Below are 15,398 nucleotides of genomic sequence, written 5' to 3'. Positions count from 1 at the left end.
TCGAAGATTCAGGGTTGCTGTGGCAACCTTTTTTATTGGTGTGCCAGGCTGGCAACTATCTAGGTGGTGAAAGTCCACTGTGGGGGTACACATCGACCAACCACTAAGGAAGCGCAAGGTACTTACCGTGAGGTAAGGGCTGGAGGAAGCGTGGTAATAAAATCTTGGCTCGACGAACAGGAATCTGATACTAAGGCTCTACAAAGGGATAAGGCTCCCAAACAAGCCAAAGTCCAAAAGATGTGCGTAACTCTGTAGGGTAAATCAGGCGAGTAAAAGAGGAAAGATAGTTGTCTTACCCTGGGAGGTCTTGCGGATGTACATGGGTACAGTCGAAAAAGGTTTGCCGCAAGAAGTCAGCAGAAGCCATAGTAATGAAGTAATTCATGAAGGGCTGAACAATTTATAGTGTTTCAACGCCACGAATGCATAAGTGACCTACTCCGAATGTGTTAATGGGGAAAGTATGAGCGTATCTCAAAGGATAACCAAAATGGAGCTATCACTTATTACGTGAGGGGAAAGGAGAAACGAGTGTGGAACTTTTAGAACAGATTCTAAGTAATCAAAATATGAATGAAGCCTACCTGCGTGTCTATAAAAATAAAGGTGCTAGTGGAGTCGATGGAATAACGGTCGACGAACTAAAGCAATATCTGAAAGAGAACAAAGATGAGCTACGTCAGCGCATCAGAACAAGAAAATACCAACCACAAGCTGCCTTAAGAGTGGAAATCCCAAAAGAAAATGGCAAGATGCGCAAGTTGGGAATACCAACAGTAGTGGATAGAGTTGTTCAACAAGCCATTCATCAAGTTCTCAGTCCGATATTTGAAAAGCAATTTAGTGAATACAGTTACGGCTTTAGACCGAAAAGAAGTTGTGAGATGGCTACTATTAAAAGCTTGGAATATCTGAATGATGGACACGATTGGGTAGTGGACATTGACCTGGAAAGATTCTTCGATACTGTTCATGAAAGAAGCTACAAAGCAAATTGATAAGAAGCTTCGCTCCAGAATTATAGTCATCATCTGGAAGCAATGGAAAATTACAAGAAAACAAATCAAATCGCTAATTCAACTAGGGATACCCGAAGAAGAAGCGAAAGGACTAACGTTCTGTCGAAAAGGTTACCGGTTTATCGGATTATCGAAAGTTGTTCAAAGAGCAATTTCAAACAAAAGACTAAAGCAGAGGGGACTTCCCTCTGCTTTAGAACATTATCTAAAAGTACACACTGTAATATAAATTGAACCGCCGTATACGGAACCGTACGTACGGTGGTGTGAGAGGGGCGAAAATAATTAACTTATTTTCCCTCTACTCGATTTCTCTAACGGGAGTTTACTGAACAATAAGTTCCTTTTATGACTCTAAAGAATATACATATAACCAAAAGTGTAAATCGGGGGTCATAATGGATTTGCAAGGGAGAGTAAGTTTAAGTGTTGGTTGGATAACTTTGTTTCTAATGGGGACTGATTTATTTGTAGTGTCTCCGCTACTACCGTTCATTTCGGAAGCGTATCATGTTAGTTCAGCGATGACGGGATGGATGGTAACTGTTTTTGCAGTAACATATGCTGTTGTAGCACCTTTCTTTGGTTGGGCTTCAGATAAAAATGGAAGAGGGACTTTTATTACGTTAGGGTTATTGTTATTTTCCTTTTCTAATATCTTAACTGCCTTTTCACCTTCTTTTACCTGGTTAATCATTAGTCGTATTTTAGCTGGTTTGTCGGTTGCTGCGATTACCCCAGTGATTTATGCAATTATTGGGGATCTTGCACCATCAAATCGGAGGGGAACTTGGCTTTCAATTGTTGTTTCAGGACATTTAACAGCTCTTTGGGCAGGAGCACCAGTCGGTACGTTACTAGAGCAGTTTCTTGGTTGGCGTTCAGTATTTGTTGTAATTGCTATTTTTGGGGCTATTTTGGCAGTAGTAAATTTCAAAACGTGGAAATATGCTTCTAAACCTGATTTTACAAGAAATCGATTAGAAGGAAATCTGGTAAGAATACTTGGTTCGGTAAGTGTTACCACCATTTGGGCGATTTCAATGTATGCTCTTTACGTTTACCTAGGGGCGGCTCTTTATTCCGAGAATAGATTTTCATCATCAGAAATCGCATTAGCTGTTACTTTTTATGGTATTGGTGCTGTTTTTGGAAGTCTACTAAGTGGACAATTAACAGATAAGTTTGGAGCAAGGAAGATTTCGAGAGCGATGCTAATTTTTTTGACTGTCATACTCGTTTGTTTAGGGATATTCTTCTCATCTGGCGATTGGATTTATTTCTTTCTGTTCATATGGGCTTTGGTTGGGTATGCAGGATTTACATCATACCAAGCACGATTAGCAGACGAATACCCAAAGGAACGAGGAATTGTTATGGCCTGGAATAATACGGCTCTGTATATTGGTATTACCTTTGGTTCAATGATTGGTGGTTACGTCATATCCAATTGGGGATACCCGTTCCTTCCGTATGTTTGTAGTATTGCAGCAATCATTAGTTTTGTCCTTAGTACCCAAAAGGTCCAAGAAACAAAAAAGGAATCAGCTTTTCCGGCAGATAGATGACCTAGAATTAGTCTTTTTATTGAACTAACGGGTAGTTGAACAAGAGCTAAAATTTTGAATAGAATTTTTTGTTGCACAGTACAACCATACTCTTTTAGCGATTGTAAAATTTCAAAAAACAATCCTCCTACTAAGTGAGAGGACTTTTATATACTATATCAAAAAACATAAAGTAAATAGTGTATAAAATATCTACATTTGGTAAATTAAATCAATACAACCGTCATTCAACCCTTCTGTCTGCGTACAAAAACATTTCAGATGAAAAGTTCTGTTATTATATCCTCAAGCAAAAAGCCGATATATTCCATGCGATGAAGAGCTTCTTTAGGAAGGAAGAAGAGAGTAAAAAATATGCGTGATCAAAGAAGACCAGCTAATGATGCTGGTCTTCTTTTGGCCGTTTGGATTAGACAAGATTCAGTAAAAATTAAGGTTTTGGACGCATTGATTTTTAGAACAAGGTGTTTCATACTCCAAAAAAGATCGTTATTCCGGCTTGCTTTGATACTGTTTACTGCTTGAGGTTATATTGTTAATTATGAGCCTAGTATTTTAAAAGAATGGTCATCAAGCTGAATTGCCAATAAGAGTGTGACAATTACAAAGGAACACAATATTAATTTAGTAAACAATTATAATATTTCCAAAAAAAATACCATATTACCATAAGAGCGCTAGCATTTATGCTAATATATTTAACAACTTGGAAATGGAGTTAACAACAAAAGCACTTGCTGATGAAGAAATAAAATTAAATAAGGATATTGCGGGAAAAATCAAATTTGACTGGAAGGAGTCAAAAAAGAATCAACTATATTGTTTTGCTGAAAATATTGAGTTTTTTAAAAACGATTATTTGAGGAGTTTGAGGATTATTATGAGTAAAAAGAAGAATATAGTTATGATTGTCGCTGACCAATGGAGATATGATTCTATCGGCTATTCGGGCAATAAAAACGTGAAAACACCAAATGTTGATAAACTTTCAGAAGAAGGGGTTAGTTTTTCTAATGCTTATTGTCAAAATCCTGTTTGTGTACCAAGCAGATGTTCCTTCTTGACAGGATTGTATCCGCATACAAAAGGACATCGGACAATGGGACATCTGATGGATGATGAACAACCGAATATTTTAAAATCGTTGAAACAATCAGGATACCATGTTTATTGGGGTGGACGTAATGACTTTCTAAAAGTGGAAGGTGATGATTATAAACTTTGTTCCACTAGGAATGATGAATTTGCCGTAGCCGTAAAACGCTATAAAGAGTATTTAATGAAGGAAAAAGCAAGAGAAAAAGATGGTGAAATTAAGAAAGAACCTGAAAAGGAAAAAGAGTACGACTACTCCCACTATAAAGGCGTAATGAAAGGTATGGGTGATACCGATGTAAAAGAAATAAAGAATGCCATTCAGTTTCTTGAAGAAGAAAAATATGGAGAAGATCCATTTTGTATGTACTTAGCCCTTAGCTTACCCCACCCACCGTACGGAACTGAACAAGAATGGCTTGATCAAATTGATGAAAGCATCATTCCAGCTCCTGTGAGACTTACCGATGAGGAATGGGAAAAGAAGCCAAGTATCTTAAGAGGAATTCGAAATAATCAAAAGATCAATAACTGGTCAGATGATCGGTTGAAAAAAATGAAACAAACATATTACGCGATGGGTACCAAGTTAGATCACTATATTGGTGAATTAGTAGATTCTTTAAAGGCAAAAGGTGTATATGACGATACAATCGTCGTGTTCTTTAGTGACCATGGTGATTTCACTGGGGATTATGAAATCGCTGAGAAAAACCAAAATACATTCGAGGACATGTTAACAAGGGTTCCGCTTATAATTAAACCGGCAAAAGACACTAAAGCAAAACCACGTACAACGAATGCATTAGTCGAATTAATTGATGTTCAAGCGACTTTACACGATTTACTTGATATCGAATATCAACATACACAATTTGGTAAATCACTACAACATGTATTAATTGGAGATGAACAGCACAGGGACGTCGTATTTAGTGAAGGTGGAAGACTAGAAGGAGAAAAGCACTGTGCAGAAGGTGGACCTCGTTCAAGTGAATACTGGGCAAGAACATCAGAACAAGAAAAAATACCTCAGCACACAAAGGCAATGATGATTAGAGATGAGAATTACAAGTATGTATATAGACATTACGAGAAAGATGAATTTTATGATATGAACTCTGATCCACTCGAAAGAAATAATCAAATTGACAATCCAGCGTATGCGGAGCTTATACAGGGTTATAAGAACCGGATGTTAACACATTTCTTTGAGACCAGTGATGTTGTACCACACAAGGTTGACAGTCGTTTTTAAATAGGGATTTTGCCTTCTACCACCTCAATTCAAGTAGAGGACCATTAGTGTTAGTAAAGAAAAAGGGACTTGATATTAATAGCCAGCTTGTATGTTTTTTGAGAACCATATACAGGAGGTACTATCTATTGCATCATATTACAAATTATCTGATAATATCTTGGTGAATCGGTGTAATTGAAAAGAAGCACATTACGCCTCCAATTAATGATCAGGGGCGAGTGCTTCAATAAGTTTTTCCTTTTGGTCAAGCTGGCGCAGGATTAGAGAGGCCTAACCAAGTATCCGTACATTCAAGATTTACATTCTATGCCTCTCACAATCTAAAATAAAAACGGTTGCAAAAAAATGTTGACATATGTCGCTTCTTAGAATAAACTGAGCAAAACATTTAATTCGTTTGGTAAACAAATTAAATGGATGAAGGAGGTTATATTTTAGGTTGACGTTATTGAATTAGGTGCACTACGACAACTAATGAAATAATTAAATAAGTTTAAACTTTATTATTTCTATTCTTTAATCTATCACATTTTTTTGAAAGCGTATTTTTAAGGGGATTATTTACTTATACTTTTAGAGATCTTTACTCGGAGATACGGAGAACGTAAGCCAAAAGCTGTTGCATTTGAACTACGTAAACGATAAGACTAGCATTCCAAATTTTGGGTATAAAGAAAAAAAGTTCGAGGTTAGCTCAATAGTGAGCGTGAGAAGGAGTTATTCTAACTATCTAATGAGAGAAGTATTGTAAGACTGCTTATCAAACTAGTGAAACGCCTTTAGTTGAGAAGCTTTTGAATTAAGAGAATAAGAAACGGAGTCACTTATACTATTAGACTATTAAGTTTAATTTCTGATAACGTGAAAGCGTTCGCTTATAGGTTTGGAAAATTAAGGTTTTAACGATATTTAGGAGGTATTATAATGTCAAGTAATAACCAACTAGGAACACTTACTAGAAGGCAAGATAATGGTAGAACGAATTTATGGGAATTGATCCTTTATCCGGCTGGTGCGATTGTTAGTATATTATTTTTGATGGCAATGATGCTTGTGTCTTTTTATGCTGCAGGTATTGTAGGATTAGGTACTGTTGTTGCCTCGGTTATCATTACTGGTACGCGTATTCTGGATTCTGTTACCGATCCAATAATGGGTTATATTATTGATAGAACTCAAGGAAGATTTGGTAAAGTGAGCATATTTTTATTTTTTGGTTTTATCATTATGGCTGTAACGACGTTATTAATATATTTTACTTCTCATCTAGTTCCTGAATCCATAAAAATGATTTATTTTATATTTTTATATGTGATTTTTATTTTTGGGTACACATTTTATTCAGTAGCAAGTACAGCTGGGTATTCCATCTTGACCAGAGACTCTAGTCAACGTCCAACTTTGGGAGCAGCAGCAGCGATTTATATATCACTAGTCAGCGCAATATTTGGGTTTGTATTATCAAACTTCCTAGTGCCGAAGTATGGTGGTCTTAATAACGCGGGAATATACCAAGAGTTAACAATCTGGATTATTGTAGCGGGTGCTGTTCTTACTTCAATAGCTCTTTTCGTCATCTGGCCAAAAGATCGAGTGGAAAATTACGGAGATGGAAATGTCGATGCGAAGCCACTTAATTTTAGAGAAATGTTTTCCGTACTTAAAGGTAATAGGAATTTACAATTGTTTATCGTGGCAGCAGCAACAGATAAGCTTGCTATGCAAATAAAGGGTAATCAAGTTGTTGGTGTAATGCTATTTGGAATTATTATCGGGAATTTTGCGCTAGCTGGTCAATTAGCATTAATTGCTTTAATACCTAATATATTGTTCATACTGTTTGGTTTTGGCTTTGCTAGAAAACGCGGTTCAAAAAGTGGTTTAGTCATGACAACTTGGATGTCTATCTTTGTAGCTATTATTTCCTTTTTAGTTTTATGGATTGGTGATCCAACTCAAATTAGTCTAACAAATTGGGGATTTATGACTGTTGCATTTGTAGTATCATATCTCGCATTGACTTCACTTGTTAAATTACCATTAGCATTTGTTACACCGATGATACCAGATATTGTTGATTACGAAGCATATAAGTCGGGACGATATGTACCTGGTGTCGTTAGTAGTGTATATTCATTTATTGATAAAGGAGTATCTTCTTTGGCTCAAACCGTCGTAGGTATATGTTTAGCTATGATTGGTTTTAAAGCTGCATTTCCTGATGTTAATACGCCATACTCAGACAGTATCTTCTGGATGGCGATGTTTTTAAACTATGGAATTTTAATTTTAGGTTGGATTGCAACACTTATTGCAATGAAATTTTATAAATTGGATAAAAATAAAATGGAAGAAATAAGAATTGAATTAGACAAGCGACGTGAGAAAAATCAAGAAAGCGTTATAGAGGCTAAAGCTAAATAAATAGTTCATATTAAGTGAGGTGGAGTAGTTTTAGCTACTCCACTTTTTGTGCGACAGGCAGTTGTACCGTTCCGCGCAACTAGCGAACTGTGGGATTGCTGGAGAGTGTATGTAAAACCAGGCCTGACAACGCTACCAGAAATGGAAGAGAACCCTCGTAGTGATTGTCATGCATGGGCTTCTGGTACACTCGCTGATTTTCCAAGTACTATTCTCGGAAAGGTTAAATTAGATTATTGACATTCGTATAGTTGGTATATACCGAATGCTTTTTTTATGTATTTTGAAAATAGTACTTAAAGTATTTGGTGATGAATTTTTAATTAAAAAGTTTCGGATATAAAACTATTACACCAAAAAGGATACTATTGTACAATATCCTATCCTATTAATTGCTTTATCTTTTATGTAAGTAAGTCTTTTGAATTAAGTACACAATTCATGAATAAGTATGTTTATTCTGTTTGGAGGAATGAAAGTGGAATCGTTAAAGAATCATTTTATAGCGTCTTATAATTCTTATAAAGAGGGAGCGGTAAGTGTATTCGTTCAAGAGTTTAATGTCAATAGTGTCAAAAAAGCTGATTTTTATATTACAGCATTAGGTGTGTATGAAGTAGATTTAAATGGTTATAAAGTCGGTGATCAAATGTTTGCACCGGGTTATACTTATTATCCTAGAGATTTGTTCTTTCAGCATTATGATGTCTCAGAAATGATTATGGAAGGGCAGAACAAGTTTGAGATGTTTTTGGGTCAAGGTTGGTACTGTGGTAGATTTACACATAAAAATATTACGCAAATTTATGGTGAAGAACCAGCTATATCTTGGGTGTTGAAATTAGAATACTCAGATGGAAGAGTTGAACAAATAACATCATCTGAAAATGTGGTTGAGAAAACATCCCCATATTCCTATGCAGGATTTTATGATGGTGAAATCTATCATGCAGATATAGACAATGTGAAAACAATCGGAGTAAAAAAGTTTGAAGGTGAGATTCCCGAAAATTTACAGCAAACAGAGAACTATGTGCGAATTCAAGAAGAGCTAACTGTAAAAAAGGTAACAAAACATGGGGATAAGACTATTCTTGATTTTGGGCAAAACTTTGCAGGAATTATTGAAATAGACCCAAATCTCTTGGAGAACCAAACTTTAATACTTAGACATGGTGAGGTACTAAATCCAGATGGCAGCCTTTATACGGAAAATTTAAGAAAGGCAAAAGCCACAACTGTGTACCACGCAGGTAGAGAAAAGAAAAAATATAGACCGCGTTTTACATATATGGGATTTAGATATGTTGAACTATCAGGAGTAGAGTATTACGACGGATTACTTACAGCATATGCAATATACAGTGATATGGAAAGAACCGGATATTTCAAGTGTGAAAATGAACTTGTCCAGAAGCTCTATGATAATCAGGTTTGGGGCCAAAAGTCTAATTATGTTGAGGTTCCGACGGATTGTCCTCAGCGTGATGAGAGAATGGGTTACACTGGTGATGGGCAAGTGTTTGCGCGGACTGGTAGCTTTAACTTTAATACAGAAGCGTTTTGGACGAAGTTTTTAAAGGATATTCGCTATAGTCAAATGGACAATTCAGAAGGATATGTTGGTCCAACCATACCAGCTGAAGGACCTGCAGGGATCGGCTTTATGAGTATGCTTGGGTGGGGAAATGCAGTAACGATTATCCCTGAAATATTGTGGTGGCAATATGGCAAATTTGATTACATTGTAGATATGTATGAAAGTATGAAGTTGTTTGTTGAAGCAGAGATCCGAAAGATGGGTGAGGATAACCTATGGATTGGTACTAATTTGGGTGATTGGCTCATGCCTGATAAAGACATGAGATGGATGGCGATGCATAATGATCCTGTATCCAATTCATTTATTGTTAACGATCTAAAAGTAATCAGCGAAGTCGCAGAAAAATTAGACCGAGTTGATGATGCCAAAAGATATAAAGAACAATATAGATTAACTAGGGATGCCTATATCAAAAGGTTTGTTGAGAAAAATGGTAAAATTAGCGGCGATTATCAGGGTGCCTATATTATGGCATTGCAATATGTGATACCAGAAGGTGAATTGCGCCATAAAGTATTAGGTCATTTAGTGAAAATGGTGAGAACGCAAGGTATGAAAACAGGCTTTTTCTCAACAGAATTCATTCTTCCACTATTGATTGAAGCAGGAGAGAGAAAATTGGCTTTTGATGTTTTATTGAATGAAGAGTGTCCAGGATGGATGTATCAGGTTAAACGCGGTGCAACTACTACGTGGGAAAGATGGGATGCATTAAAGGAAGATGGTACGGTCAATGATGTCAAAGTTGTAGATGATAATATGGTTTCCTTTAATCATTATGCTTTTGGAAGTGTAGGTGAATTTTATTATCAATACATCTTAGGAATCAAACCATTATTGCCAGGCTATAAAAAAATTAAAATTCAGCCATACACAGATAAACGATTAAAAATGGTATCAGGGAAATACCTTTCTGTTGAGGGTTTAATTGAAGTGAAATGGGAGTATGTAGACGAACAGATTGAGTTCACAATAAGTACTCCAAGTGACACAATAATAGAATTACCTAACGGGAATTCTCAAGAGGTAAGTTCTGGTACCTATACTTTCACGTGCAAAAGCTAGTACAAAAGGGGCTCGTTATAAGTAGTACTTTATATTCCAAATTAATTTTCATTCATAATAACTATTTAAGGGGATGATGATCGTTGAAGATTGCTTTAATCGCACATGATAAAAACAAGGATAAAATGGTTCAATTTGCTAAAGCATATCAACCCTATCTAGAGAAACATACAGTATATGCATCTGGTACAACAGGGAAGTTGGTTTCTGAAAAAACAGGATTAAAAATTCATCGCTTTCGCTCAGGACCACTTGGTGGTGACCAAGAAATTGGAGCTATGGTAGCAAACAATGACATGGATATGGTTATCTTTTTCCGTGATCCGTTAACAGCACAACCACATGAGCCAGACATTACCGCTTTATTAAGGTTATGTGATGTGTATGATATTCCTCTAGCAACGAATATGGGGTCAGCAGAAATTTTAGTACGTTCCTTAGAGCGTGGTGATTTAGAGTGGCGTAACGTGGCACGTGAAGATAAAGAGAGAGAACTTCTTAAAAAGAGTTTGTTTTTAGAGTCGTTTCAATCACATTATTAATAATGTGATTGAGTGCTTGCTTAGGGGATGTGGAATGTTCCGATATTTGGTAAATATACTCCGATTTCTAAGAATGGCAATTTAAAGTAAGTATTTAATGTTAGAATTCTCCAGGCTCATTAATCAAGTTGCAGTTTGGATTGAAAATCAACAACACGCTTGAAAACCAGTTCTGATTAAGTAAGGAAATAGGGAAAGAGAAGTGAAGTACCGCAAGAAAGTTAGACCTATAAATTGGGTGAGTTCCCTATATTTTACTAGGTCTTACCATTTATTTGGCCAATTATCCGCAAATCCTACTCGATTCTCTATATCACTGTTTCAGAATTTCAGTGATGATATAGACTGTTGTTATACCGAAGAGTGTACATGTTTTCAGTTTGAGTAAACAAATATGGCATAGATGTTAAATTTGAAATCAATAAATTACAAACCTTATCTTATCTGAAGAAACTTCAATGGCATTAAATATGATAAAGAGGGTCAGGAATATAATTATTGGTCAATTTTCCAATTATAATCCAGACTCTTTTTTTACGTTTGCTAAGAAGGCTTTTGACTTAGTAAAAAAAAGCCCCTTGGTAATCCCTTTAGGAACTACCACCTAAAACCAAAACAGTTAGGTTATTTTGAGAATTATATCTTCCCAAAAATAATACCAGATTACCAGATTGGTTCATATGAATAATGATACGATAGAAATGAAAGAAAGCGGATAAATCACTAGAAAAATCTAATGAGTAGACTACATTATATAATATATAGGAGGCGTTACAGTGAGAAAGACAATATTAATCAACGAAGATTGGAAATTTGTAAAAGAAAATGTTGGTGCAGAGAAAATATTCGGAACACAAGGTGAGAAAATAAATATTCCTCATACATGGAACGCTATTGATGGACAAGATGGTGGTAATGATTATTACAGAGGAACTTGCTGGTATGGGAAGACTTTTGATAAGCCAGAATTAAATAATGGTGATCAGGTATATCTGGAATTTCGAGGTGCAAACTCTACAGCAGAAGTATGGATGAATAATACTAAACTATCTAAACATGATGGAGGTTATTCGACTTTTAGAGTGAATATTACAGAAGTCTTAAAAGAAGAAAATGAGCTGGTCGTTTCTGTTGATAATAGTCCTAATGATCGGGTGTATCCTCAGAAGGCTGACTTTACCTTTTATGGTGGAATATATCGCGATGTGTACATGGTAATTGTGGCTGATAGTCACTTTGATATGGATTATTATGGTGGTAGTGGTTTAAATATAACATCTGAAATAATTGAGAAATCTGCAAATGTAGATTTGAAATCATTTGTAACAGGTGAAGCCGAAGTAGTTCGCTACACAATTAATGGCGTAGGATCCACAGAAGTTCCTGTTGTCGAAGGAGTTGCTTCTGGTAAAATTGAAATTCCAAAAGTTCAATTATGGGATGGTGTGGAAAATCCATATTTATATGAAGCAAAAGCAGAGCTTATAAAAGATGGGAACGTGATCGACCAGGTAGAAAGTCGTTTCGGATGTAAAACATTTTCTTTTGATAAGGATAAAGGATTTATTTTAAATGGTAGACCTTATCCACTTAGAGGTGTTTCGCGGCACCAAGACAGAAGAGGTGCTGGAAACGCTATTACTAGAGAAATGATGATAGAAGATATGGAACTGATAAAGGAAATTGGTGCAAATACTATCCGTTTAGCCCATTATCAACATGATCAGTACTTTTATGATTTATGTGACGAATATGGAATGATTGTATGGGCTGAAATACCTTATATCACAGAACATATGACTAATGGAAGAGAGAATACGATAACACAGTTGACAGAATTAATAGTACAGAACTATAACCATCCATCGATCATTTGTTGGGGATTATCGAATGAAATAACTGTTACGGGTGTAACGGATGATTTAATGGAGAACCACAAGATATTAAATGATTTGGCACATAGCCTAGACAGTACTAGACCAACAACTATGGCTCACGTATTTATGCTTGAAATTGATGAACCATTAGTAACCTTACCTGATATTATGTCTTATAACTTATACTATGGTTGGTATTTAGGAAATCTAGCGGATAATGATAAATTCTTTGATGACTTTCATAAAAAATACCCAGATAAAATAATTGGTTTAGCTGAATATGGTGCAGATGCTAATCCAAAATTACAATCTCCAACACCAGAGAAAGGGGATTATACAGAACAATATCAGACAGTATATCATGAACATATGGTAAATATGTTTAATGACCGTCCTTATCTTTGGGCAACACATGTATGGAATATGTTTGACTTCGCTGCAGATGGTCGAGATGAGGGTGGAGAGAACGGCATAAACCAGAAGGGGCTCATCACTTTTGATAGAAAGTATAAGAAGGATGCGTTCTATCTTTACAAGGCGTACTGGAATAATGAACCTTTTGTTCATTTATGTGGAAGGAATTATGTAGAGCGTCACGAAGAAGTAACAGAAATTAAAGTGTACTCAAATTATGACTCAGTTGAACTATATAGTAACGGCGAACTTGTAGAAAAGCAAAGTGGTAATAAAGTATTTATATTTAAATTGAAACTTCAGGACGAGCATAGAATCGAAGTAAAAGCAGGAAATTGTTCAGATGAAATCACGATAAGAAAAGTGTCAGAAAAGAATAAGGATTATGTACTAGTAGGACGAGATGTTATAAATTGGTTTGATCATCCAGAAATGAACCAACCTGAGGGTTATTATTCTATTAAAGACGTTATGGCGGATATTCGGAAAAGTCCTGAGGGAGCCCAAATCCTAGACAATATGATGAATTATGCAAAGGCAAAACGAGGAGATGTTGCAAAAAATGTGAAAAAATCTGAATCCATGATTAAAATAATGAATGCTATGACTGTTGAAGCACTAATTAAACAATCAGGAGGCTCTATTCCTGAGTCAATGGTTGTTGAAATTAACAAAGCATTGAATCAAATCCAAAAAGTGAATGACTAGTTCTATTGAAGAAAATACAAATTAATAAATAATAAAATTAAGGTAGCACTAGTAATGAATGGATGGGTTACGTAACCGCGTCGAATTATTACGGGTGTTTCTTTTTTTTATTAAGAAGATCTCTAACCAGATCTGTCAGAGAAATAATCTAGTAATTGCATCTTGTCTTCATGCACATGGTACCACTATATATAAAAGCAAAGATAGAAGTAATTTAAAAGAATAGTCACACTTCGATTATTGACTGTAGGATAGGAGAATGATATCCTTTTATTAATTAGTTTACAAAACAAATTAATAAATAGTTTGCTAAATAAAGAGATTAAGAAGGGATTTGAGGAACAATGTCAAAACAGCAAATTGGTGTCATCGGCTTAGCGGTTATGGGTAAAAACCTTGCACTAAATATTGAAAGTAGAGGTTATTCTGTATCTGTATTTAACCGTTCATATGATAAAACAGAAGAGTTTTTAAAAAATGAAGCAGAAGGGAAAAACTTTGTTGGTGCAAAGACGATTCAGGAGTTTGTTGATTCTTTAGAAAAGCCAAGAAAGATATTATTAATGGTTAAAGCTGGTACTGCGACAGATGCAACGATAGATTCTTTAAAGCCTTACCTTGAAAAAGAAGATATTCTCATTGATGGTGGTAATACATTTTTTCAAGACACCATAAGACGGAATCTGGAATTGGAGAAGACGGGTATTCATTTTATTGGAACAGGAGTATCGGGCGGGGAGGAAGGAGCACTTAAAGGTCCTTCAATTATGCCTGGGGGCCAAAGACAAGCATATGAATTGGTAGAGCCTATCTTAAAATCCATTTCAGCAAAAGTAGAAGATGATCCTTGCTGCACCTATATCGGTCCCAATGGAGCTGGTCATTATGTGAAAATGGTTCATAATGGAATCGAGTACGGAGATATGCAGTTAATTTGTGAGGCTTATTTTATCCTTAAGAATGCCCTTGGCTTAAGTGCTACCGAGCTTCATGAAGTGTTTGCAGAGTGGAATAAAGGAGAACTAGACAGCTATTTAATTGAGATTACCGCAGATATATTTACGAAAGTGGATGAAGAAACCGGGAAGCCGCTTGTAGATTTGATTTTGGATACGGCTGGACAAAAAGGAACGGGTAAATGGACAAGTCAAAATGCATTAGACTTGGGTGTTCCTCTTCCAATTATTACAGAGTCTGTATTTGCTCGTTTTATTTCCGCTATGAAAGATGAGCGTGTGAAAGCAAGCAAATTATTACAAGGACCAAAAATGGAAGCTTTTAAGGGGAACAAAGAGGAGTTAATTGAATCAGTACGTAAGGCTTTATATTTTAGTAAAATTGTGTCTTATGCCCAAGGGTTTGCTCAAATGCACTCAGCATCGGAGGAATATGATTGGAATCTTAACTATGGGGACATCGCGATGATTTTCCGTGGAGGATGTATTATTCGGGCTCAATTCTTACAAAAAATTAAAGATGCCTATGAGCGTGATGCAAATCTAGCGAACCTTTTATTAGATCCATACTTTAAGGAAATTGCAGAAAACTACCAAGCAGAATTGCGCCAGGTTGTCGGATTGGCAATTGAGAGAGGTATTCCAGTACCAGCATTTTCAAGTGCTATTGCTTATTATGATAGCTATCGCTCCGAAACCTTACCAGCAAATTTATTGCAAGCACAACGTGATTACTTTGGTGCTCATACGTATCAACGTGTTGATAAAGAAGGAGTATTCCACACAAACTGGATTTAATTGATTCCCTTTTTAAGAAAATAGATTCCCTTCGTAATAACAATTAATGAAGGGATTTTTTTAAT

At 35.8% G+C, this 15,398-nt stretch carries 10 protein-coding genes and 1 pseudogene; all 11 read left to right on the top strand.

Annotation, left to right across the window (positions count from 1 at the left end; genetic code table 11):
- Positions 1-536: 536 nt before the first annotated feature.
- The 11 genes and pseudogenes from BK579_RS23095 (at position 537) to gndA (ending at position 15,333) form a co-directional block, all read left to right on the top strand.
- Positions 537-1,001 (top strand): reverse transcriptase domain-containing protein, encoded by a 465-nt coding sequence (locus BK579_RS23095; protein ID WP_235848520.1) that lies wholly within the window; start codon positions 537-539, stop codon positions 999-1,001.
- Positions 976-1,251 carry a hypothetical protein gene (locus tag BK579_RS26595; protein ID WP_235848519.1) on the top strand — a complete coding sequence of 92 codons (276 nt, stop codon included), beginning with the start codon at positions 976-978 and terminating at the stop codon, positions 1,249-1,251. The genes BK579_RS23095 and BK579_RS26595 overlap by 26 nt, the downstream gene beginning before the upstream one ends.
- Before the next feature lie 169 nt (positions 1,252-1,420).
- Positions 1,421-2,590, top strand: coding sequence for an MFS transporter (locus BK579_RS23090; protein WP_078549613.1), 1,170 nt, complete (start codon positions 1,421-1,423; stop codon positions 2,588-2,590).
- Between the two features lie 197 nt (positions 2,591-2,787).
- A pseudogene (locus tag BK579_RS26590) lies at positions 2,788-2,952 on the top strand (sporulation protein YhbH); the annotation flags it as partial.
- Between the two features lie 350 nt (positions 2,953-3,302).
- Positions 3,303-4,943 carry a sulfatase family protein gene (locus BK579_RS23085; RefSeq protein ID WP_235848605.1) on the top strand — a complete coding sequence of 547 codons (1,641 nt, stop codon included), beginning with the start codon at positions 3,303-3,305 and terminating at the stop codon, positions 4,941-4,943.
- Between the two features lie 927 nt (positions 4,944-5,870).
- Positions 5,871-7,370, top strand: coding sequence for an MFS transporter (locus tag BK579_RS23080; protein ID WP_078549611.1), 1,500 nt, complete (start codon positions 5,871-5,873; stop codon positions 7,368-7,370).
- A 48-nt stretch (positions 7,371-7,418) separates the two neighbouring features.
- The gene (locus BK579_RS26185) at positions 7,419-7,610 is read left to right on the top strand and encodes a hypothetical protein (protein WP_078549609.1); all 192 of its coding nucleotides are present in this window, start codon (positions 7,419-7,421) and stop codon (positions 7,608-7,610) included.
- Positions 7,611-7,848: 238 nt separating this feature from the next.
- The gene (locus BK579_RS23070) at positions 7,849-10,038 is read left to right on the top strand and encodes an alpha-L-rhamnosidase (RefSeq protein ID WP_204524755.1); all 2,190 of its coding nucleotides are present in this window, start codon (positions 7,849-7,851) and stop codon (positions 10,036-10,038) included.
- Between the two features lie 83 nt (positions 10,039-10,121).
- On the top strand, positions 10,122-10,580 hold the full coding sequence (gene mgsA / locus BK579_RS23065) for a methylglyoxal synthase (protein ID WP_078549606.1): 459 nt from the start codon (positions 10,122-10,124) through the stop codon (positions 10,578-10,580).
- Positions 10,581-11,356: 776 nt separating this feature from the next.
- Positions 11,357-13,579, top strand: coding sequence for a glycoside hydrolase family 2 protein (locus BK579_RS23060; RefSeq protein WP_078549604.1), 2,223 nt, complete (start codon positions 11,357-11,359; stop codon positions 13,577-13,579).
- A gap of 344 nt (positions 13,580-13,923) precedes the next feature.
- Positions 13,924-15,333, top strand: coding sequence for an NADP-dependent phosphogluconate dehydrogenase (gndA, locus tag BK579_RS23055; RefSeq protein WP_078549602.1), 1,410 nt, complete (start codon positions 13,924-13,926; stop codon positions 15,331-15,333).
- Positions 15,334-15,398 lie beyond the last annotated feature (65 nt).

Source organism: Litchfieldia alkalitelluris (assembly GCF_002019645.1).
Taxonomy (GTDB): domain Bacteria; phylum Bacillota; class Bacilli; order Bacillales; family Bacillaceae_L; genus Litchfieldia; species Litchfieldia alkalitelluris.
The sequence above is the reverse complement of the archived record's forward strand: the minus strand, read 5'-3'. Positions and strand labels throughout refer to the sequence as shown.